Genomic DNA, 20,884 nt, shown 5'->3' on the forward strand with positions numbered 1-20,884 from the left:
ATTACAGGTGGGGGAGCAAAGAAAAGAATGGCGCATTGAGAGCATATTGGCACAAATCGGTTCGTTGGAAGAGCCGGTGACGGGTGCTGTTAATTATCCGATTTATCAAGCGACGGCATTTCGCCATCCTCGTCTGGGGCAAAGCACGGGGTTCGATTATGCCCGTACGAAGAGTCCGACCCGCTCAGTATTGGAGGAAGCGGCTGCAGCTTTGGAGTCCGGTGATGCCGGGTTTGCCTGTAGCTCCGGGATGGCTGCCTTGCAGACGGTATTTATGCTGTTTGCCCAAGGGGACCACCTCATCGTGTCGCTGGACTTGTATGGAGGAACCTATCGTTTGCTGGAACGAATTATGTCTAAATATGGCGTAACGTCATCTTACGTGGATACCAATGATCTGACAGCTCTGGAGAGTGTTCGTCAGCCTAATACCAAGGCTGTTATCATTGAATCACCAACTAATCCCTTGATGATGATTACGGATCTTGAAGCTGTGGCCAAGTGGGCTCGCAGCAACAACCTGCTGACGATTGTCGACAACACGCTGTTGACTCCTTATTTCCAGCGGCCATTGGAGCTTGGCGCCGATATCGTTGTGCATAGCGCCACAAAATATTTGGGTGGACATAATGATGTGCTGGCCGGTCTTATTATAACGAAGGGACAGGAATTGTCGGCTGAAATCGGAATGCTGCATAATTCGATTGGGGCCGTGCTGAGTCCCTCCGACTCCTATCAGTTAATGCGAGGTATGAAGACCTTGGCGTTGCGGATGGAACGGCATCAGAGCAATGCGCTGGCAATCGCCAAGTATTTGCAGGCGCATCCGCAGATTGCCGAGGTATTTTATCCGGGTCTGGAAGACCATCCAGGATATGCAACGCAACGCAAACAATCCAGCGGTAATACAGGGATATTCTCCTTCAAAGTGACGGATGCCCGTTATGTGGAGCCTGTATTGCGCCATCTGCGGCTGATTGCCTTTGCCGAAAGCCTGGGCGGCGTAGAGTCCTTAATGACTTATCCGGCCGTGCAAACCCATGCGGACATTCCTGTGGAAATCCGTGAGGCTGTTGGTGTTGACGACCGCTTGCTGCGCTTCTCCGTCGGTATTGAGCATGTAGACGATTTGATTGCTGATCTGAGCGCGGCGCTGGAAGCGGCGCGTCAAGAAGTTGAAGGAGGACGAGCCTAATGAGTGAGCAAGGTTGGCAAGGGCAGGAGCCCAAATTCGCAACGAAACTGATTCACTTTGGCAACGAAGTGGACCAGGAGACAGGGGCATCCAGTGTACCTATTTATCAAGCTTCCACGTTCCATCATCACGACATCTTCAACCCGCCATTATATGACTACAGCCGTTCCGGCAACCCGACGCGTCAGGCGTTAGAAGATTATATCGCCGTGCTGGAGGGCGGGGTGCAGGGCTTTGCTTTTGCCAGCGGGATGGCTGCGATATCTTCCACCTTCATGATCTTCTCGGCGGGTGATCACATCATCGTAACCGAGGATGTCTATGGTGGCACCTATCGGCTTTTGACGAGCATCCTGAGCCGGATGAATATCGAAGCAACGTTTGTGGATATGACGCAGCCAGAACAAGTGAAGGCCGCGATCAAGCCCAACACCAAAGCCGTCTATATGGAGACTCCCTCCAATCCAACCTTGAAAATTACAGATATTGCCGACATTGCTGCGTGGGCGCGGGAGCATCAACTGATCAGCATTATTGATAACACGTTTATGACTCCTTATTATCAACGTCCCATCGAGCTTGGTGCGGATATCGTGTTGCATAGCGCGACGAAATTCCTTGGCGGTCACAGCGACGTGCTGGCCGGATTGGCCGTGGCAAGAACAGAAGAACTGGCCAAACAACTCAAGTATGTGCAAAATGGTTTAGGAACGGTATTGGGTCCCCAGGATTCCTGGCTGCTTATGCGTGGCATGAAAACCCTGGCGACACGTATGGCGCATTGCGAAGTGAGTACACGCAAGCTTGCCGATTGGCTGAGCCGCCGCGCGGATATCGAAGCTGTCTTTTATCCGGGGCTGCCAAATCATCCGGGCCGGGCTATTCAGGAGCAGCAATCCAGCGGCTACGGTGCTGTAATATCCTTTGATGTAGGCTCCGGCGAACGGGCCAAGCAGTTGCTGAATCTGGTGAAGCTGCCTCTGGTAGCGGTGAGCCTTGGCGCGGTAGAGAGTATTCTCTCCTACCCGGCAATGATGTCTCATGCTTCGATGCCACCTGAGGTTCGTGCCGAGCGAGGGATCACCGACGGACTGCTGCGCTTTTCGGTAGGGCTGGAGGATGTCGATGATTTAATTGCCGATCTGGATCAAGCCTTGAAAAACTGCTGATGGTTACATCAATTCTGAAGGTCGCGTGCCAGCGGCCTTTTTTTCTTTTGTTTTTCTGCCCACGATTGTGTTAGGATTGAGTTATCATCTTAAATTTTCACCATTTATATTTTTATCTTTATAGTGTTAAGGGGGGCAGTGAAGCCGATGACTGCAATTGACGATATATTGAACAAAGCGCTTCAAGGAGGGCGTCTCGACCTGGAGGAGACGATCCGGTTGTTTGAATCCGATGAAGTGGAAAAGATAGGGCACACCGCCAACATTTTGATGGAACGCAGACACCCGGAGCCTATCACCACCTTCGTCATTGGACGGAATGTCAATTATACGAATATTTGTGATGTTTATTGCCGGTTCTGTGCGTTTTACCGTCGTCCCGGCTCCGAAGAAGGTTACGTTTTGCCTAATGAGGTCATCTTCCAGAAGATTCAGGAGACAATCGACGTTGGCGGAACAGAGATTCTTATGCAGGGCGGAACAAATCCGAATTTGCCGTTCAGCTATTATACAGATTTGCTCAAGGCCATCAAGGAACGCTTTCCAGACATTACAATGCATTCCTTCTCCCCAGCCGAAATTTTGAAAATGAAGGAAGTGTCTGAAGGCCTGTCGCTGGAGGAGGTACTGCGCCAAATTCATGCCGCCGGGCTGGATTCACTGCCAGGTGGTGGAGCGGAAATTCTGGATGATCGTACACGTCGTAAAATCAGCCGATTGAAGGGCTCTTGGCGGGACTGGATGGATGTAATGCAGACGGCTCACAAAATCGGAATGAACACCACGGCAACAATGGTGATCGGGTTTGGTGAGTCCATGGAGGAGCGGGCACTGCATCTGCTCCGGGTGCGTGAAGCTCAGGACGAGTGCATTCAGAACAAGTATCCATCAGAAGGCTTTCTGGCCTTTATCCCATGGACGTTCCAGCCGGACAATACCAATCTTAAGGCTGAGCGCCAAACGCCGGAGTCCTATTTGAAGACAGTAGCCATCAGTCGAATCGTTCTTGATAATATTAAAAATTTCCAATCCTCATGGGTTACGATGGGACCAGAGGTTGGCAAGCTTTCGTTGCAATACGGTTGCAATGATTTTGGCAGCACGATGATCGAAGAGAATGTGGTATCGTCGGCTGGCGCAACGTACAAGGTGAATATTGAATCTATATTGTCCATTATTCGTGAGGCGGGGAAAATCCCGGCACAGCGCAATACCAGATATGATATAATCCGCAAATTTGATAAAGAAAGCACCATTGAACGCGACTTCATTATGCAAAATTGAATATTACTCTGGCAGCTTGATGGTAAAGCTGCCTTTCATTCCATGGACGGTTTTCTGTATATCCGTTTCCTCACCACCATATACTTGGAGAAGGAAGCGGAAGGGGGCCAGGTTCATGGATTTTTTCTCAGTACGAATCAATTGCGCCTCCGCGGAAGCGGAAGAGCGATTCAAGAATACGATGCATGAGGTTGTGTGCAGCTTACAGCATTTGCATGATCTCAGGGTAAGCGTGAGCTTTGGCACGGCTTCTGGAGAATGGCTGGAAGCGGTTCTGGCAACGGATAGTTCTGTTCCGTTCGAGGCAGGACAAGATGGTAATCCTTTGATCGATGTTCTGGCTCGGGAGTTGGCTAACTATCTGGTTGAGGTTGAGGAACCGAAGCGAGTGCTACGTATAATGAGACGGGAATATAGCTTCGCTTCGCGAGAAGAGGAGCAATTCATCGCAGAGGCTGTTATGAGCATGCTGGCGGCTCATCCGGAAAACGGGGAGTGGGGTCGGCGAACGTCCCTGATTTATAGGGCGTTGTACGATTATTTACTGACCAGTCCACAGCTTCAATTAAGCGGTTTTGCTGCGTTTCGGCTTAAGGCTTATGATACTATGCTGAGTGAGGCCATAGACTTGGCCACGGATGATTATTTACATGATCAGCAATATGAGGAATTTATCAGCTTGCTCCAGTATTTTGTTGGCTTGCAGGAAACGTTGACACCGCTCGTTCATCTGATGCATAAACAGGGTCCGGAATTTTCAATTCTGAACGAGCAATTTGCAGCTATTCATGTCCCCGACTCGGGGGGTGTGGTTGCTCGAATTGCTGATCAGGAGATACAAATGGAGGATGTTATCGTAAGTACACTGATCTCATTGTCCCCCGAGCGGATATTATTGCATACGCAGGAGCCGGATGCGCAGATTATCAAAACGATCAGCCGTATCTTTGGAGAGCGTGTGGAATTATGCCTGCATTGTCCGCATTGCCAACTGTTTCATCAAGAAGTGCGTAAGCTGGAGTCAGCTGCTCTGACCCGGGATTTTTAGGCGGTAAAGCTGTTTGCCTTGACGAGTTAGGGAGAATAGGCTTATAATTACTCCGAAGTTGATGTTTCAAAAGCGTTGACAAAGACATGAATCAAAATGCTTGAACAGCTCAGAGAGAGGGAACTTGGCTGGAATTCCCTTCGGTTTCGCTTTTGGTTTACCCCTTTGTAGCTGCATTCCCGAACCTCTACGATCATTAACAGTAGTAGGGATTGCCGGTTCATTGCCGTTACTCAATGCCGAATAAGGGTCTGTCTCGTGGGTATCAAATGCAGCGGGAAGGCCGAATGAGGGTGGAACCACGGGTATATAACGCTCGTCCCTTTCCGGGACGGGCTTTTTTTGTTGTCCGCCTCCGGATACACAATATTCCAAGGAGGAGAAGACAATGACAGTATCTATTTCATTGCCGGATGGTTCGGTCCGGGAATACGCCAAAGGCAGCAGCTTGGAGGATGTTGCGGCTTCCATCAGCAGCGGCCTGCGTAAAAATGCATTGGCAGGTAAGCTAAACGGGGTTGCCGTGGATTTGAGTACGGAGCTGGTGGATGGAGCCAAGGTGGAAATTATTACAGGCGACAGCAGCGATGGCCTGGAAATCATGCGCCACAGCAGTGCTCACTTAATGGCTCAGGCTGTGAAGCGCTTATACGGCAACAAAGAAGTCAAGCTGGGCATTGGGCCTGTGATTGAGGATGGCTTCTACTACGATATGGATCTTGAGCAGCCATTAAATCCTGAGGATTTGCAGAAGATCGAGAAGGAGATGGAACGTATTATCGGTGAAAATCTGCCGATTACTCGCCGGGAAGTGAGCCGGGAGGAAGCGGTAGCCATCTTCACAGAGCTTGGTGATCCTTATAAGCTGGAGCTGATTCGCGATTTGCCAGAGGATAGCGTCATCTCCATCTATGATCAAGGCGAATTTTTCGACTTGTGCCGGGGACCACACGTGCCTTCCACGGGCAAAATCAAGGTGTTCAAGCTGTTAAGCGTGGCAGGAGCTTACTGGCGCGGCAACAGCAACAATAAAATGCTGCAACGTATTTATGGCACAGCGTTCATGAAGAAGGCGGAGCTTGAGCAGCATCTGCATTTCCTGGAAGAAGCGAAGAAGAGAGACCATCGCAAGCTGGGGAAGGAACTCAACTTCTTTACGTTCAATAACCTGGTAGGTCAAGGCTTGCCGATCTGGCTGCCAAAGGGAGCTACCTTGCGCCGCACGCTGGAGCGCTATATTGTGGATATCGAGGAACGACTGGGATATCAGCATGTATATACTCCGGTGATGGGGAATGTTGACCTGTACAAAACCTCCGGACACTGGGAGCACTATCAGGAGGATATGTTCCCGAAGATGGTGCTGGATAATGAGGAATTTGTTCTGCGTCCGATGAACTGTCCCCACCATATGATGGTGTATAAGAGCGAGATGCGCAGTTACCGTGACCTGCCGGTACGCGTAGGCGAATTGGGCCTGATGCATCGTTATGAGATGTCCGGGGCCCTCACCGGGCTGCACCGGGTTCGTGCAATGACGCTTAACGACGCGCATATCTTCTGTCGTCCTGACCAAATCAAGGAGGAATTTGCCCGCGTAATTCAATTGATCCAGCAGGTGTATGAGGATTTTGGAATCAAGGAATATCGCTTCCGCTTATCCTATCGCGATCCAGCGGATACCGAGAAGTATTTCCCGGATGACGAAATGTGGGAAATGTCGCAGCGTATGCTACGCGAGGTTGTCGAGTCCCTTGGACTGCCATTCTATGAGGCGGAAGGTGAAGCTGCGTTCTACGGGCCGAAGCTGGACGTACAGATCAAGACAGCCCTTGGCAAGGAAGAAACGTTGTCCACTTGCCAGTTGGACTTCCTGCTGCCAGAGCGGTTTGAACTGGAATATGTCGGGGATGACGGTCATAAGCATCGTCCGGTCGTTATTCACCGCGGGATCATCAGTACTATGGAGCGCTTCACCGCTTTCTTGCTGGAGAATTTTGCTGGCAATCTGCCGTTGTGGCTCTCTCCGGTTCAGGCCAAGGTCATTCCGGTATCGGGTAACTTTGAGGCTTATGCTCGTGAGGTTGAGGATCAACTGCGTGCGGGAGGCATTCGTGTAGAAAGCGACCTGCGCAACGAGAAGCTGGGCTATAAAATCCGGGAAGCTCAGCTGGAGAAGCTTCCATATATGTTCGTCGTTGGCGAAAACGAGCAAAGCAGCGGCACGTTGTCTGTTCGTAAGCGCGGCGAAGGCGATCTTGGAGCCAAGCCGGTGGCTGAGGTCATTGCTGCATTGCAAGAAGAGATCCGTAACCACGTCATTTCATAATAAAAGCTGATTTGTTGAGCTGCATCTTTAGTGTATAAAGTTTGGCGCATGTGGAAAACCTTCGGAATAAAGGGGGAGGTTTTCACATGCGTCAATTTCGTTTGAGGCAAAGTATTAGCAAATGGGGCTTGCTTGGGGGCTTGCTGGCCGTTGTGGTGGCTGCTGATTTGCCCGGCTATATACCGCATCCGCAGCAAACGCAGGCTCACAGCGAGGCTCGCCGCTTTACGGAGTGGACACAGCAACGGCAAGCTCGCATACAAAATGAGCAGCTATTCAGAGAGCTTCAACCGTGGGGAATGACTACCGATAAAGGCAAACAGGTAAAGCCTGCGTCGTCGGCGAAGAAAGCGGTGGAGACGGTGAAGGTCATGGCTACGGGCTATACCGCAGGTTATGAATCCACCGGCAAGAAGCCTAGCCATCCGCAATATGGCATTACGTATTCCGGCGTGAAGGTTCGACGGGACAAAAAAACCGTATCTACTATCGCTGCCGATTTGAAGCTGTTTCCGATTGGAACCATTTTGTACATTCCTGGTTATGGCTATGGCGTGGTGGCTGATAAAGGCTCAGCCATTCGTGGACATAAGATTGACCTCTATTTTGATACGACTAAGCAAGTATATAAAGAGTGGGGCAAGAAAGAAGTGGAGGTTCAGATCGTTCGCAAGGGCAGTGGCAGGCTGACCGAGGCGATGCTGAAGGAGCTAGGCCAAGCGATGGAAGTCGGTAAGGAAATCCCGGAGCATTTATGGGAGAAGGCCATTTGATCTTTTGCCCGCTTTGTCGCATATTTTTCTTCGCCTGTTCGCATAATAAGCTACGTGGCCCGGTAACTGGAGCTACCAAAGCGGTGATTTTAAGATTTCACCGTGTTATGCGACAGGGAGGTGAAACTCATGAAAAACCAAAAGAAAGCAGCTTCTCCAGGTTACAAAACACCTAACGAGAAGTTTAATGCAGAATTTGCTGAGGAAAGCACCGCGACCGTTACGCAAAAGGCGAAGGCTTCCCGTAATGCAGCGACTCCTGAAAGCAAACAACAATAGTTATAGCACAAGAGCACGGAGCATCCAGATACGGGTGCTCCTTTTATTTAGGCTTTAGCCAGTTGAGTACGCGAAGCGTGGGAAACAAAAAACCACCCGCTATGCGGGTGGAGGGATCGAGGGTTTGACCACCAAGACCATTCCGATAGAATTGAGATGTTCAGGCTCAATTGAAAGGAAAGGTCTTAGATGGCAAACAAGAACTATAGTCTAGCGCACACCAAATGGATGTGCAAATACCACATTGTATTCACCCCGAAGTATAGACGGAAAGAGATTTATAATCAAGTGAGGAAAGATCTAATCGAAATATTCAAACGATTATGTAAGTACAAGGGAATAGAGATCATAGAAGGGCATATGATGCCTGACCATGTACACATGTTGGTAGCCATACCACCCAAAATATCTGTATCGGCATTCATGGGATATCTGAAGGGGAAAAGTGCGCTAATGATCTTTGAGAAGCACGCGCAATTAAAGTATAAATATGGGAATCGAAAATTTTGGGCTGAAGGGTACTATGTAAGCACCGTGGGATTAAATGAGGCGACCGTAGCAAAATACATTCGTGAGCAAGAAGCACATGACCAAGCGGTAGATAAGCTGAGTGTAAAAGAATACGAAGATCCATTTAGCAGCAATAGGAGCAAAAAGAAGTAAAACCAGTTTAACTGGTAAGTGAAAGTGACAAATAACACTGAGCCTGAACAGATTTGCTGTCAGGCTAGCGTCTTTAGGCGCAGTTTGGCAACAGGGGGTTATACCCCAAGAGCAAACCACCCGTTGGACGGGTGCTCCTTTTATTTGCCTGGGTCAGCTCCTCCGTCTGGAGACCGAGGGCCATTCCGTCCTCCGCCGCTGTTCAGCCATTGCGGATTTAAGTAAAATGGCATTAACGGATTGTTTACGGGAGGTTAGCCAAATGAAACACGGCTTTTTTGGAAGATTATTAACCAGCCTGCTGCTGATTGGAGCAGGAGTGATTTTTTTGCTGAATCTGCTTGGTGTCGTCGATCTCGACCTCGGTGAGTTATTCCGAACTTATTGGCCGGCGATTCTTATTTATTTTGGTCTCATCCAATTTGTGAACAGTGGTAGTGGCCGGGGGGGCTTTATCGGCGCTTTGGTGCTGGTGTTAGTCGGTGGTTATTTACTGGCCCGAAATATGGGGTATACGGTATTGAGTCCTAGGGAAGTGATCCCTTTCTTGATTCCGGTGGTCTTGATTGCGGGCGGATTACATCTATTGATAAAGCCACGGTCGCGTGAGCCTCGCAAGCCTAAAGCGGAGGTGCCGCCACCACCTAACCCTTTTGATGCTCCACCTGCTTATCATCCCGAGATGGAATCTCCCCTTGATTCCATATTTGCTGAGATGGAGCAGAAGGAAAGGGCCCAAAAGAAGCAAACGACAGCAGGGCAGAAATCAGGGGATTCCAGTCATTACTATGGACATACTGCAGAAGATCAGGGGCCAGTGATCCAGAAATCCGGTTTTATTGGGGATGTTCGCGTAGGACAGGATTATTTTCAGCTTGCCCCTATGAATATTTCTCACTTTATTGGCGATACGGTCATTGACCTGACGAAAGCGCAAATTCCTTATGGTGAAACACACCTTAACGTCTCATCGTTTATTGGGGATGTGAAGATTTTTGTTCCTGACGATATGGATATCGGAATTATAGTAGAGTCCAGTGCTTTTATTGGCGACCTAAAGCTGTTGAATCAGAAGCAAGGCGGGTTTATGAGCAGTCTTACTGTCGAATCACCGTATTATGAGGAAGCCAGCAAGAAGGTCAAGCTGGTCGTCAGCGTATTTGTTGGTGATATCAAAGTTAATATGGTGGGTTAGCGTATGATTGTCCAGCGGATTCTAAAAAATACGAAATGGGAGCTGCTCTGTTATTTTCTACTGACAGGCAGTTTGTCAGCGGTTGTCTTCTATATCGGAGCCAATACCGGGATCATCGTGGTCAAGGATGCTTCCGTTTGGGTTTATAATATAGCAGGCATCTTCTTTTTGTCGCTAATCATCGGGTATATTGCCGGGCGGCACATTCAACGGAAGATCGATGCTTTGCATTTGAGCATGCTTCAGGTAGCGAAGGGTAATTTGTCTGTACGCTTGCCGGAGATGGCGGATCAGACCTTCAGCGGTGTATATCAGGAATTTAACAACATGAGCGAAGCGGTTGAGAAAAAGATGCAGCTTCTGCAGCAGTTGGGCGAGCAGGAGGTCGTGGAGAAGGAACAGAAGGCCGAGAAGGCGGTGCTGGAGGAACGGAGACGACTGGCTCGGGATTTGCACGATACCGTCAGTCAACAATTGTTCGCCATACATATGTCGGCCTCCTCCTTGCCGAAGGTGCTTGAGCTCAATCGCGCCCAGGCGGACACGGTTATCAGCCAATTGATTCAAATGTCCAATACGGCCCAAAAGCAGATGCGGGCCTTGATTGCCCAGTTGCGGCCCATGGAATTGTTGGGGAAGACCCTGGCCGAAGCGCTTGATCAGTGGTTCCCTGATTATTGTCGGCAAAACGGACTGAAAGGCATCAAGGATGTTGATGTTCAGGGAGATCTATCCGAAGCGAAGGAACATCAATTGTTCCTGATTATTCAGGAGGCCATGGCTAATATCGTTAAACATGCCGAAGCGGATATGGTCAGTTTGTCCTTGCGCGAGGGCGCGCATCGAATTGTGCTCAGTATCAGCGATAATGGTCAGGGATTTGTAAACGGGCATCCCAAGCAGGGATCGTATGGGTTGATGACGATGGGCGAGCGTGCCGAGAAGCTGGGGGGCAATGTGGAAATCATCAGCAAGCCCGGCGCGGGTACGACGATTCGAGCTCACATTCCCAAATTTGAGGATCATCAAGGAGGAAGCCGCGATGAGCAAGATTAAGGTAATGATCGTGGATGACCATGATATGGTGCGCATGGGGTTGAAAACGTATCTTATGCTGGATGACGGGTTTGAAGTCATTGCCGAGGCCGGAGACGGACAAGCGGCAGTAGATTTACTGGAGCAAGGGGTTCCGGGCGGCCCTCCTGATATTATCCTCATGGATTTGATGATGCCAATCATGAATGGAGCGGAAGCGACGCGAGAGATCCTGCGCAGATTTCAAGGTATGAAGATCGTTATCCTGACCAGCTTTCTGGAAGATGATCTCGTGGTGCAGACGGTTGAAGCGGGGGCGGTTAGCTATGTTCTCAAGACGGTATCCGCAGAGGAGTTGATCTATGCCCTGCAAGGAGCATTCCGTGGAATGCCCGTTATGACGGGCGATGTCTCGCAGGCACTTGCCCGAGGACTGCGTCAACGTACAGTTCAGGGCGATGAGCTTGGCATGACCGAACGTGAGAAGGAAGTGCTATTGCTGATTGCCGAGGGGAAGAGCAACAAGGAAATTGGTGAGGAACTACATATCAGCATTAAAACGGTCAAGACGCATGTCAGCAATTTATTGATGAAGTGTGAACTGGAGGATCGAACGCAACTGGCGATCTTTGCCCATCGTCAGGGCTGGGTTAATCCCTAGTTGAATGAAGCCTTGATGTGTCCATGTTTTTTGCTTTTATCTCCTTTTTAATTGTTTTTAAGGTGTATTTAAGGTTTCTGGTACAGAATAAAAACAAGAAAACAAGTTGCCCCTAAATTGTTAGGGGGAAGGAGGTCAAACGTCATGGATGATAATCAAAAAAACAAGTCAGGCCAATCTTTTGGAGAGAATGGGAGCGAGGTGGAAGTAGGGTCGCAACAATCTCCGGAGTCCGGCTCTTCATATTATTACGCCTACGGTCCTTTTCAATCTTATGGCAAGCCGGATGAGGAACGAGAGGAAGCGCAAGATAACTCCTATGAACGCAGCGAGCCTTCGGAAGTGGAAATTACCAGACCACAACCTATCAAGCCGCTTCCTTCATCCTACGATATGATTCGCCGCGGCTCCGAAAGCGGCGGTGGCTCCGGTGGTGGTGACGGGTCAGGCAAGCCTCCCGCAAAGAACGGCGGGAATTGGCAGTACAACAAGCCGCCGAGAAGATCCACGGTCGGCTCGGTAATTGCCGGTGCTCTGGCGGGAATGCTTATCGTCACCTGCGCGATGTTCTTTGCTGATCGGCAGAATTTATTTACGCCGGATCAGGTGGCTACGACGACTGCCCCACCAGCGAGCACTTCATCGACCACAAACTCGTCTACAGGGAACAGGGCGTCCACTGCGGTTTACCCCATGACGAATTCAGGGGATGTCACCAATGTGGTCAATCAGGCGGGGCCGGCGGTGGTCAAGATTGAAACGCTTGCCGATGCCAGCAAGCAACGCAGCAACACCAGCCCATACGGCAATGATCCGTTTTCTCGCTACTTTTTCGGAGATGATATCTTTGGCTTCGGCGGCAACGGGAACGGCAGCAACAATGGCCAGGGTTCCTCTTCCGGTTCGGGGCAGTTAGTGCCGACAGGAATTGGCTCCGGATTTATTTTCGATAAAACGGGCTATATTCTGACTAACGAGCATGTGGTCCATAATGCCGACGTGGTTCAAGTGACAGTCCAGGGAACGGAGAAGCCTTACGAAGCCAAGGTTCTGGGCAAGAGCTATGAGCTTGATCTGGCCGTGCTGAAGATTGAAGGCGACGATAGTTTTCCTTCTATTCCATTAGGGAATTCGGATAATACCCAAGTTGGAGAATGGCTTGTTGCCATCGGCAACCCGCAGGGATTCGATCATACGGTAACAATCGGGGTGCTGAGCGCCAAAGAACGGGATATTACGATTCCAGGGGACAACGGGGAGAAGGATCGTGAGTATGAGCATTTATTGCAAACGGATGCTTCGATTAATCCGGGTAACTCCGGTGGCCCGCTGTTGAACTTGAACGGAGAAGTCATCGGCATTAACGTTGCCGTTAGCTCTGATGCTCAGGGGATTGGCTTTGCCATTCCTACTAGCACGGTTACTGAAGTGATTGAACAGTTGAAGAATAATCAGGAAATTCCGAAAAAACCGGTACCGTTCATTGGGGCCACCTTGATGACAATGACGGATGAGGTAGCCAAGCAAATGGAGACCGATGTGAAGGAAGGCTCGATCGTGACGGATATTGTCTTCAAGTCACCGGCCTACAACGCTGATCTTCGTCCTTACGATATTATTATCGGAGCGAACGGAACAAAGTTTGCTACGAAAGAAAAGCTGATTGAGTTCATTCAACAGCAACAGGTTGGTAAGAAGGTGACACTAAACGTGGTGCGTGACGGACGAAGCATCGACCTGGATGTGAAGATCGGAGACAGGAACCAATTCTCCAACATGCAATAAGTGACGCCAATGCGCCAGTAACGGCGAGTAAAGGCGGCAGGCACTTAAAGCCTGCCGTCTTTTTGTACCTGATGGGACGAAGCGTTTTCTTTTGGTAGAATAGAACTATGTAAAACTAAGTTCAATTTGGATAAAGATCAAGCGGTTAGAAAGGAGAGAATTCGGGTGAGATCGGGAATTCTAGTGATTGATGATGATGAGAAAATCACGTCCATGCTGCGCCGTGGCCTGGCGTTTGAGGGATACGATGTGTTTACAGCCCGCAACGGAGCAGAAGGGTTGTCCATGATTTTGAGCGAGGATCCGGACTTGATTATTCTGGACGTCATGATGCCTCAGGTTGACGGCTTTGAGGTGTGTCGCCGTCTGCGCGAGGGGGGGAGCACCGTTCCGGTGCTCATGCTGACTGCTAAGGATGAGGTGGAGAACCGGGTGAAAGGACTGGATACCGGAGCGGATGATTATCTCGTGAAGCCATTTGCATTAGAAGAGCTGCTGGCCCGGGTACGGGCCTTGCTGCGCCGGAAGGAAAGCAATGGAGAGAACAGCAGCCAGAGACTGATTTTTGAAGATGTCGTAATGGATCTGGATTCCCGCGAAGTTATGCGTAGCGGACAACGTCTGGAGCTAACAGCTAAGGAATTCGAGCTGCTTCATCTATTTATGCAAAACCCGAAGCGGCTGTTAACCCGGGATTTAATTATGGACAAAATATGGGGTTATGATTATAGCGGAGAATCGAATGTACTGGAGGTCTATATAGCCATGCTACGCCAAAAAACGGAGGAATCTGGCGGCAGACGCATCATTCAAACGATTCGCGGCGCAGGCTACATTTTGAGAGGAGAAGCTTGACATGTCGATTCGGCTGCGGCTGACTGCATGGTATACAGCAATCTTGGCGGTCACGCTGATTCTATTTGGCGCTTCTCTGTACGCGCTGGTATGGTTAAATACGTACCAAGAGGTGAAAAAGCGAGTAGTGGAGCAAGCTGAGCAAATTCTCAGTACCCAGAACATTACCTTGACGCAGGGCTGGGATATGCAATTGGAGCCCGAGCAAATCATCCGTCTGGAGGATGCCAGAATTTTCTGGCAACTGAACAATTATGTTAAAAGCAATATTCGCCGCTCTCCGGCATTGACCGAGCGTGAAATCCGATTTCCTGTGCCGGAGATGAAGGATATCGTTAATGGGAAATTCCAGAGAATTTCGATTAACGGCAACTCCTACCTGTTATATGAGCGAGCCTTGACGCTGGAATCACATACAATTGTGGGGCTTCTGCAATTGGCTGCGGATACCAATGCAGAGGATCGACTGATGAAGCAGATGCAAACGATGCTGTCATTCGGTTCGTTAATTACCATAATTTTCGCCAGCACGCTAGGGTTGTTCCTTGCTCATAAATCAATGGCCCCTATCGGCAAAATTATTGAAGCGGCAAATGGTATTCAGACAGGCAATGATCTTAGTGTCCGTATTGACTACGACGGACCAAATGATGAAATCGGGCGGATGATTGGCACGATCAATCATATGCTGGAACGTACCGAGGGCTTCTACCGGGAGCTTGATGAAGCTTATTCAACGCAACGTCGCTTTGTGTCAGATGCTTCTCATGAATTGAGAACCCCGCTTACGACTATTCGGGGCAATGTTGATTTGCTCAAGCGGATGTGGAATCGGGATCTGGGCAGCCTGGAGCCAGCCGAGGACGAGCAGGTGAAGAACTTTTCACTGGAAGCGGTTGATGATATCGCCGCTGAATCGGAGCGAATGAGTCGCCTGATCAATGATATGCTGTCCCTGGCCCGGGCGGATGCCGGGCAGACGCTGAACAAGGAACCGCTGCTGTTCAAGCCTGTGGTTGAAGAGGTGGTGCGGAGAGCGCAGTTTTTGCCACGAAAGGCAGAGTGGGTGCCTGGGGATTTGAGTGCGCTTGACGGAGCCATGATCCATGGCAGCAAGGACTATTTGCAGCAAATGTTGTTTATTTTCATTGAAAATGCGTTCAAATATACGGAGACTGGAAGGGTAGAGCTGGATGCGGTCAGAGTGGATAATCAGGTAGGTATTCGTGTGGCGGATACAGGAATCGGTATGGACCGTAGTGAAGTGCCGCATATCTTTGAGCGCTTCTATCGTGCAGATCCGTCTCGAGGTGTTATCCAGGGCACAGGTCTGGGGTTGTCGATTGCCAAGTGGATTATTGATGAGCATGAAGGGTCTGTGGAGGTGATGACCAAGCGTGGAGAAGGCACGACCTTCCTCATTTGGTTGCCTGCGTCCTTTAATGCCCTGCCGGAATGAGCTATAATAGAAGGGTCCTCTCCGTCAGGAAATTCAGGGGACGAGAAAGCAGGGATATAACAGTATGGAAGTTTTGAAAATTTCGCCGCGCGGTTATTGCTATGGAGTTGTGGATGCTATGGTTCTGGCCAGGCAAGCTGCCAAAAATCTCGATCTGCCGCGGCCAATATATATACTGGGCATGATTGTGCATAACAGCCATGTTACTACTTCGTTTGAGGATGAGGGCATCATCACGCTGGATGGTCCTAACCGGCTGGAAATATTAAGTCAGGTGGAGAAGGGAACGGTCATTTTTACCGCCCATGGTGTCTCGCCTGAGGTTCGCAAGCTGGCCCGGGACAAGGGACTCACGACGGTGGATGCAACTTGTCCGGACGTAACAAAGACGCATGTGCTGATCAAAGAGAAGGTGGCGGAAGGCTACGAAATTATCTATATCGGCAAGAAGGGGCACCCTGAACCGGAAGGCGCCGTGGGTGTGGCTCCAGACAAGGTGCATCTGATCGAGAAGGAAGAGGAAATTGAAGAGCTGCACCTTACGACCAGCAGGCTTGTGATTACGAACCAAACGACGATGAGTCAGTGGGATATCAAGCACATTATGAAGAAGCTGCTGGAGAAATACCCAGGTGCCGAGGTTCACAATGAGATATGCTTGGCTACTCAGGTGCGGCAGCAAGCGGTTGCCGAGCAGGCGGGAGAGGCCGACCTGGTTATCGTTGTCGGAGATCCCCGGAGCAATAACTCCAATCGCTTGGCTCAAGTGTCGGAAGAAATTGCCGGAGTGACGGCATACCGGATTGCCGACTTAGGGGAGCTTAAGCGGGAATGGTTGGAAGGAGTTCAGAAGGTAGCTGTGACCTCGGGGGCATCCACACCTACGCCAATTACGAAGGAAGTCATTCAGTATCTGGAGCAATATGATCCTGATGATGCGTCAACCTGGGAAATTGTACGTACGATAAATATGAAAAAGCTGTTGCCTCCGGTGAAGGTAGGGGCTAAGAGTAAAGAAAACTAATTTCCAACATTTGCGGGGCTCCATCTCGTGGACATTCATGTTATGCTTCTTGAGGAAAGGTTACAAAAGTGTAACCTAACCAAACAACATAATCAAGGAGATGACCACATGAATCAATCCATACGATGGAGAAGATGGATGATGGGCGGGACAACGGCTTTATTGGCAGCAGCCATTCTTATGCCGGCCTCGGTCTCAGCGGCGGCTAAGTCGGAGACCCAGACGGTAAAAATATATAGCACTCATACTTTATATACAAGCTTAGACTCAAGTCCTTGGGCCAATGTTAACTACTGGCTGCCTTGGGTATCTTATGGGCAACCGCAAGCGTCTGAGGATAATGTTAAGGATGCTGAGCCAATTAGTGACGATACGCAGAATGGCAATGTTCCTGGACAAGTGCCTGATCAGCCTGCTCCTGCTCCGGTAAATAATACGCAAGCAGAGGCGGGGGAGAAATCCCAATTTGCTACTGAGGTTATTACGCTTGTCAATCAAGAGCGGGCCAAGCAAGGGCTTGCCCCATTGTCGGGCGATACTGCCCTGAACGGGATGGCTTTGGCGAAAGCCAAGGATATGAATGACAATCAATACTTCAGCCACACCTCGCCTGTATATGGCTCCCCCTTTGACATGATGACGAGCTTTGACATTCCGTATAGCTATGCGGGTGAAAATATCGCCATGGGACAGAAGAGTCCGTCAGAAGTAGTTACGGCCTGGATGAACAGCGAAGGCCACCGTGCGAACATATTGAATGCTAATTATAACTTGATCGGCGTGGGCTATTATAACGGTTACTGGGCTCAGGAGTTTGTGGGACGGTAGGCTTTAAGGTGATTTAGCACTATAAATTGTAGAAGAGGCTGGGGAATGATTCCCCAGTCTCTTTTTTTCTCAGGGGAGGTCGGACTTTTTAGTCTTGACGGGAGAGGGAAGATTCGTTATATTTACTTTAATGAATAAAAGCTTAAAAGCGAACAAGCGTCTAAGTGAAAAAGCATTTAAATTTAAAATAACGTGAGCACAATATTGAAAATGCTATTTAACGTTATCGTTTTAGGCCTCAATTTATAAATCAGAGAGGATGAAGATGTGATGATCGTCATTACTTCCAACCAAACGCCAGAGGAGCGTGTGCAGGAAATTATCGGGGTTATCGAGAAGGAAGGCCTGCAAGCTCATGTATCGCGAGGAAAGGACCATACGGTCATTGGCCTGATCGGATCAATAGAGCCCAAGCTGGCCGAGCACTTGCGTCAAATGCAGGGCGTTGAAAATGTCATAAAAATTTCTAAATCTTATAAATTGGCTAGCCGGGACTTCCATCCGGAGAATACAGTCATTTCCATCGGTGATGTCAAGATTGGCGGCGGTGACCTGGTAGTGATGGGAGGACCTTGTGCGGTAGAATCCCCAGAGCAAATTGACGAGATTGCCAAGCTGGTCAAGGCGGCCGGCGGGCAAATATTGCGTGGTGGCGCCTTTAAGCCCCGTACGGGACCGTACAGCTTCCAAGGGGTGGGTGTAGAAGGACTCATCATGATGGCGGAAGCAGGCAAGAAACATGGCTTGCTGACCATTACCGAGGTCATGACACCCGAGTATGTTGATGTATGCGCAGAATACGCAGATATCCTGCAAATCGGGACGCGCAATATGCAGAACTTCGATTTGCTGCGCAAGCTGGGGACTTGTGGCAAGCCCGTGTTGCTGAAACGCGGCTTCAGCGCTACCTATGATGAGTTCCTCAATGCGGCGGAATATATTCTGGCCGGAGGGAATCCGAATGTAATGCTGTGTGAGCGCGGGATTCGTACGTTTGAGACTTACACACGCAACACGCTGGATCTTTCGGCTATCCCTGTGCTGCAAAGCCTAAGCCATCTGCCGGTGATCTCTGATCCAAGCCATGGCACGGGCCGGCGCGAATTGGTAGAACCGATGACGAAGGCCTCCGTAGCCGCCGGGGCAGATGGTTTAATTATTGAGATGCATACAGACCCGGACAATTCAATGACCGGAGATGGTGTGCAATCCCTGTTCCCTGACCAATTTGCCAATTTACTGCAGGATTTGGAGAAGTTGGCTCCCCTTGTGGGCAAACGGTTTGATACACCCAAGACTCCGTTGCAGGTTTAGGTATAGAGGTTTAGCTATAGTATTTTCGGATTTTTATTCAAAGTCCGAGAGTCCACTCACCCTAAGGGGAGTGGACTTTTATACTTTTTGTCGATTAATTTGTACTGAACGTAACAATACCTTACATAAGGAATAAAAATACCTTACATAGCTATTGACGATTCACCTCCAATGGTCCTATAATGACGACAGAATAAAACTAAAGGATGAACGTTAATCGCACCAAAGGGGTTTAATGTTCGTGATTTGGGGAGGAAAGAGTTATGTCAGCAGAGTTCGTTTTAAAAACAATCAAAGAAAAGCAAATCGAATGGGTAGATTTCCGCTTTGTTGATCTATCGGGACGAGCGCACCATATCACTCTCCCGGCTAAAGAAGTGGATGAGGATACTTTTACAAACGGGGTTGCCTTTGACGGTTCTTCCATTCCGGGCTTCCGGGGTATCGAGGAATCTGACATGGTTATGATGCCGGATTGTGGTACGGTGTTTGTTGATCCGTTTACCGCACATCCAACTTTGAACGTATTTTGCGATATTTATACGCCAGACGGCGACCGTTACGAGCGCGATCCGCGCAGCGTGGCCGTGCGTGCCGAAGAATACCTGAAACAAAGCGGTGTAGGTACAGCTGCCTTCTTCGCACCAGAATCCGAGTTTTTCATTTTTGACGATGTTCGTTATGAGAACGGCATGAACAAAACCTTCTATTCGGTAGATTCCGAGGAAGCGATTTGGAACACGGGACGTACGGAAGAGGGAGGTAACCTGGGTTACAAAGTGCCGGTCAAAGGCGGTTATGTGCCGGTTGCTCCAACGGATAAAGGCCAGGACCTTCGCAGTGAAATGTGTCGTTTGCTGGACGAAGCAGGCATTCAGGTAGAACGTCATCACCATGAGGTGGCTACGTCGGGTCAAGCGGAAATCAACTTCCGTTTTGATACCCTGTTGAAAACAGCCGATAACCTGATGGTATATAAATATATCGTTCATAACACAGCTGCTCAATTCGGCAAAACGGCAACCTTCATGCCTAAACCGCTATTTGGCGATAATGGCAGCGGGATGCATGTTCACCAATCGATTTTTAATGGAGATACTCCTTTGTTCTACGAAAAAGGTGCTTATGCTAACCTGAGTGAAACGGCGCTGCATTATATCGGTGGTATTCTCTATCATGCACCAGCTATTATCGCTTTCACAAATCCAAGTACCAACTCGTTTAAACGCTTGGTACCTGGCTTTGAAGCACCAGTAAATCTGGTCTATTCCAAAGGCAACCGCTCGGCTGCGGTTCGTATCCCTGTAGCTGCTGTAACTCCAAAAGGCTGTCGTATCGAGTTCCGTACACCGGACTCCACAGCTAACCCTTACCTGGCCTTCTCGGCTATGCTGATGGCGGGCCTTGACGGGATCAAGAACAAGATCGATCCTAACAAATTGGGCTATGGACCGTTTGATAAGAACATCTATGAATTGTCTGATGAAGAAAAAGCAGGCATTCGCAGTGTTCCAGGTTCGTTGGACGAAGCGCTTAATGCTTTGGAAAACGACTATGAGTTCCTGACTCAAGGTGGAGTATTCACGAAGGCATTTATCGATAACTTCGTTGAGATGAAGCGTGCTGAAGCAAGAGCTGTTTCCGTAAGAGTACACCCTTACGAGTTCGGATTGTATTACGACCTGTAAACCAACCCCGCTATACTACTCATTGTAATCGAGTAGGAGGGGGCGGCAAGCCCCCGTCCTCTCACACCACCGTACATGCGGGTCCGCATACGGCGGTTCCAAAAGGTTAACAAAGCTCTAAGTAACGTGAAAGCAAACTTTTCAGCCCTCTCGCTTCCCAGTAGGAAGTGGGAAGGGCATTATTTGTGTTCCGAGACATTTCCCATGCGCCTCGCCGCGAGTTTGCCATCCTAAAGCAGGCCCATTCGGGTACTCCAAGCGCTCGGAGTTCGCGGATTCGTGTGCGTACTCGTTTCCACT

18 protein-coding genes and 1 pseudogene are annotated in these 20,884 nt (G+C 49.5%); 18 read left to right on the forward strand and 1 reads right to left on the reverse strand.

Translation table 11 applies throughout. From position 1 onward, the window contains the following. Nucleotides 1–7: 7 nt before the first annotated feature. The 18 genes from C557_RS0116925 (at nt 8) to glnA (ending at nt 20,584) form a co-directional block, all read left to right on the forward strand. On the forward strand, nt 8–1,195 hold the full coding sequence (locus C557_RS0116925; protein ID WP_018753077.1) for an aminotransferase class I/II-fold pyridoxal phosphate-dependent enzyme: 1,188 nt from the start codon (nt 8–10) through the stop codon (nt 1,193–1,195). Then, nucleotides 1,195–2,364, forward strand: a complete 1,170-nt coding sequence (locus C557_RS0116930; protein ID WP_018753078.1) for a trans-sulfuration enzyme family protein — start codon at nt 1,195–1,197, stop codon at nt 2,362–2,364. Before C557_RS0116925 ends, C557_RS0116930 begins: the two co-directional genes overlap by 1 nt. 147 nt (nt 2,365–2,511) lie before the next feature. Further along, a complete protein-coding gene (gene mqnC / locus C557_RS0116935; RefSeq protein WP_018753079.1) occupies nt 2,512–3,648 on the forward strand; it encodes a cyclic dehypoxanthinyl futalosine synthase in 1,137 nt (378 codons plus the stop codon). 115 nt (nt 3,649–3,763) lie between these two features. Next, on the forward strand, nt 3,764–4,696 hold the full coding sequence (locus tag C557_RS0116945; RefSeq protein ID WP_018753081.1) for a putative sporulation protein YtxC: 933 nt from the start codon (nt 3,764–3,766) through the stop codon (nt 4,694–4,696). A gap of 388 nt (nt 4,697–5,084) precedes the next feature. Next, nucleotides 5,085–7,025 (forward strand): threonine--tRNA ligase, encoded by a 1,941-nt coding sequence (gene thrS / locus C557_RS0116950; RefSeq protein WP_018753082.1) that lies wholly within the window; start codon nt 5,085–5,087, stop codon nt 7,023–7,025. 86 nt (nt 7,026–7,111) lie between these two features. Next, nucleotides 7,112–7,798, forward strand: a complete 687-nt coding sequence (locus C557_RS0116955; protein WP_018753083.1) for a 3D domain-containing protein — start codon at nt 7,112–7,114, stop codon at nt 7,796–7,798. Nucleotides 7,799–7,927: 129 nt separating this feature from the next. After that, nucleotides 7,928–8,077: a hypothetical protein gene (locus C557_RS25205; protein WP_018753084.1), complete on the forward strand. Its 150-nt coding sequence runs from the start codon at nt 7,928–7,930 to the stop codon at nt 8,075–8,077. A 189-nt stretch (nt 8,078–8,266) separates the two neighbouring features. Further along, a complete protein-coding gene (gene tnpA, locus C557_RS0116965) occupies nt 8,267–8,740 on the forward strand; it encodes an IS200/IS605 family transposase (protein ID WP_018753085.1) in 474 nt (157 codons plus the stop codon). Nucleotides 8,741–9,002: 262 nt separating this feature from the next. Beyond that, entirely contained in the window at nt 9,003–9,935 is a 933-nt protein-coding gene (gene liaF / locus C557_RS0116970) for a cell wall-active antibiotics response protein LiaF (RefSeq protein ID WP_018753086.1), read from the forward strand. A gap of 3 nt (nt 9,936–9,938) precedes the next feature. Beyond that, nucleotides 9,939–10,991 (forward strand): HAMP domain-containing sensor histidine kinase, encoded by a 1,053-nt coding sequence (locus C557_RS0116975; protein ID WP_018753087.1) that lies wholly within the window; start codon nt 9,939–9,941, stop codon nt 10,989–10,991. Continuing rightward, the gene (locus tag C557_RS0116980; protein WP_018753088.1) at nt 10,978–11,631 is read left to right on the forward strand and encodes a response regulator; all 654 of its coding nucleotides are present in this window, start codon (nt 10,978–10,980) and stop codon (nt 11,629–11,631) included. Before C557_RS0116975 ends, C557_RS0116980 begins: the two co-directional genes overlap by 14 nt. A 144-nt stretch (nt 11,632–11,775) precedes the next feature. After that, entirely contained in the window at nt 11,776–13,416 is a 1,641-nt protein-coding gene (locus C557_RS0116985) for a S1C family serine protease (protein ID WP_018753089.1), read from the forward strand. Nucleotides 13,417–13,581: 165 nt separating this feature from the next. Then, entirely contained in the window at nt 13,582–14,271 is a 690-nt protein-coding gene (locus C557_RS0116990; RefSeq protein WP_018753090.1) for a response regulator transcription factor, read from the forward strand. A 1-nt stretch (nt 14,272) separates the two neighbouring features. Then, on the forward strand, nt 14,273–15,730 hold the full coding sequence (locus C557_RS0116995; RefSeq protein WP_018753091.1) for a sensor histidine kinase: 1,458 nt from the start codon (nt 14,273–14,275) through the stop codon (nt 15,728–15,730). A gap of 64 nt (nt 15,731–15,794) precedes the next feature. Next, entirely contained in the window at nt 15,795–16,754 is a 960-nt protein-coding gene (locus tag C557_RS0117000; RefSeq protein ID WP_018753092.1) for a 4-hydroxy-3-methylbut-2-enyl diphosphate reductase, read from the forward strand. Between the two features lie 108 nt (nt 16,755–16,862). Beyond that, nucleotides 16,863–17,582, forward strand: a complete 720-nt coding sequence (locus tag C557_RS0117005) for a CAP domain-containing protein (RefSeq protein ID WP_026263538.1) — start codon at nt 16,863–16,865, stop codon at nt 17,580–17,582. A 270-nt stretch (nt 17,583–17,852) separates the two neighbouring features. Then, on the forward strand, nt 17,853–18,896 hold the full coding sequence (gene aroF / locus C557_RS0117010) for a 3-deoxy-7-phosphoheptulonate synthase (protein WP_018753094.1): 1,044 nt from the start codon (nt 17,853–17,855) through the stop codon (nt 18,894–18,896). A 263-nt stretch (nt 18,897–19,159) separates the two neighbouring features. Beyond that, nucleotides 19,160–20,584, forward strand: coding sequence for a type I glutamate--ammonia ligase (glnA, locus tag C557_RS0117015; protein ID WP_018753095.1), 1,425 nt, complete (start codon nt 19,160–19,162; stop codon nt 20,582–20,584). 106 nt (nt 20,585–20,690) lie between these two features. Here glnA and C557_RS25620 read toward each other — a convergent pair. Then, nucleotides 20,691–20,884 (reverse strand): annotated as a pseudogene (locus C557_RS25620) (group II intron reverse transcriptase/maturase); the annotation flags it as partial.

This window comes from Paenibacillus sanguinis 2301083 = DSM 16941, assembly GCF_000374825.1.
Lineage (GTDB): Bacteria > Bacillota > Bacilli > Paenibacillales > Paenibacillaceae > Fontibacillus > Fontibacillus sanguinis.

Coding starts and splice junctions, on each gene's coding strand:
- C557_RS0116980 (WP_018753088.1), top strand. CDS start 10,978: ATGAGCAAGATTAAGGTAATGATCGTGGATGACCATGATATGGTGCGC.
- C557_RS0116955 (WP_018753083.1), top strand. CDS start 7,112: ATGCGTCAATTTCGTTTGAGGCAAAGTATTAGCAAATGGGGCTTGCTT.
- C557_RS0116930 (WP_018753078.1), top strand. CDS start 1,195: ATGAGTGAGCAAGGTTGGCAAGGGCAGGAGCCCAAATTCGCAACGAAA.
- C557_RS0116945 (WP_018753081.1), top strand. CDS start 3,764: ATGGATTTTTTCTCAGTACGAATCAATTGCGCCTCCGCGGAAGCGGAA.
- liaF (WP_018753086.1), top strand. CDS start 9,003: ATGAAACACGGCTTTTTTGGAAGATTATTAACCAGCCTGCTGCTGATT.
- C557_RS0116985 (WP_018753089.1), top strand. CDS start 11,776: ATGGATGATAATCAAAAAAACAAGTCAGGCCAATCTTTTGGAGAGAAT.
- C557_RS0117005 (WP_026263538.1), top strand. CDS start 16,863: ATGAATCAATCCATACGATGGAGAAGATGGATGATGGGCGGGACAACG.
- C557_RS0116975 (WP_018753087.1), top strand. CDS start 9,939: ATGATTGTCCAGCGGATTCTAAAAAATACGAAATGGGAGCTGCTCTGT.
- glnA (WP_018753095.1), top strand. CDS start 19,160: ATGTCAGCAGAGTTCGTTTTAAAAACAATCAAAGAAAAGCAAATCGAA.
- thrS (WP_018753082.1), top strand. CDS start 5,085: ATGACAGTATCTATTTCATTGCCGGATGGTTCGGTCCGGGAATACGCC.
- C557_RS0116995 (WP_018753091.1), top strand. CDS start 14,273: ATGTCGATTCGGCTGCGGCTGACTGCATGGTATACAGCAATCTTGGCG.
- mqnC (WP_018753079.1), top strand. CDS start 2,512: ATGACTGCAATTGACGATATATTGAACAAAGCGCTTCAAGGAGGGCGT.
- aroF (WP_018753094.1), top strand. CDS start 17,853: ATGATCGTCATTACTTCCAACCAAACGCCAGAGGAGCGTGTGCAGGAA.
- C557_RS0117000 (WP_018753092.1), top strand. CDS start 15,795: ATGGAAGTTTTGAAAATTTCGCCGCGCGGTTATTGCTATGGAGTTGTG.
- C557_RS25205 (WP_018753084.1), top strand. CDS start 7,928: ATGAAAAACCAAAAGAAAGCAGCTTCTCCAGGTTACAAAACACCTAAC.
- tnpA (WP_018753085.1), top strand. CDS start 8,267: ATGGCAAACAAGAACTATAGTCTAGCGCACACCAAATGGATGTGCAAA.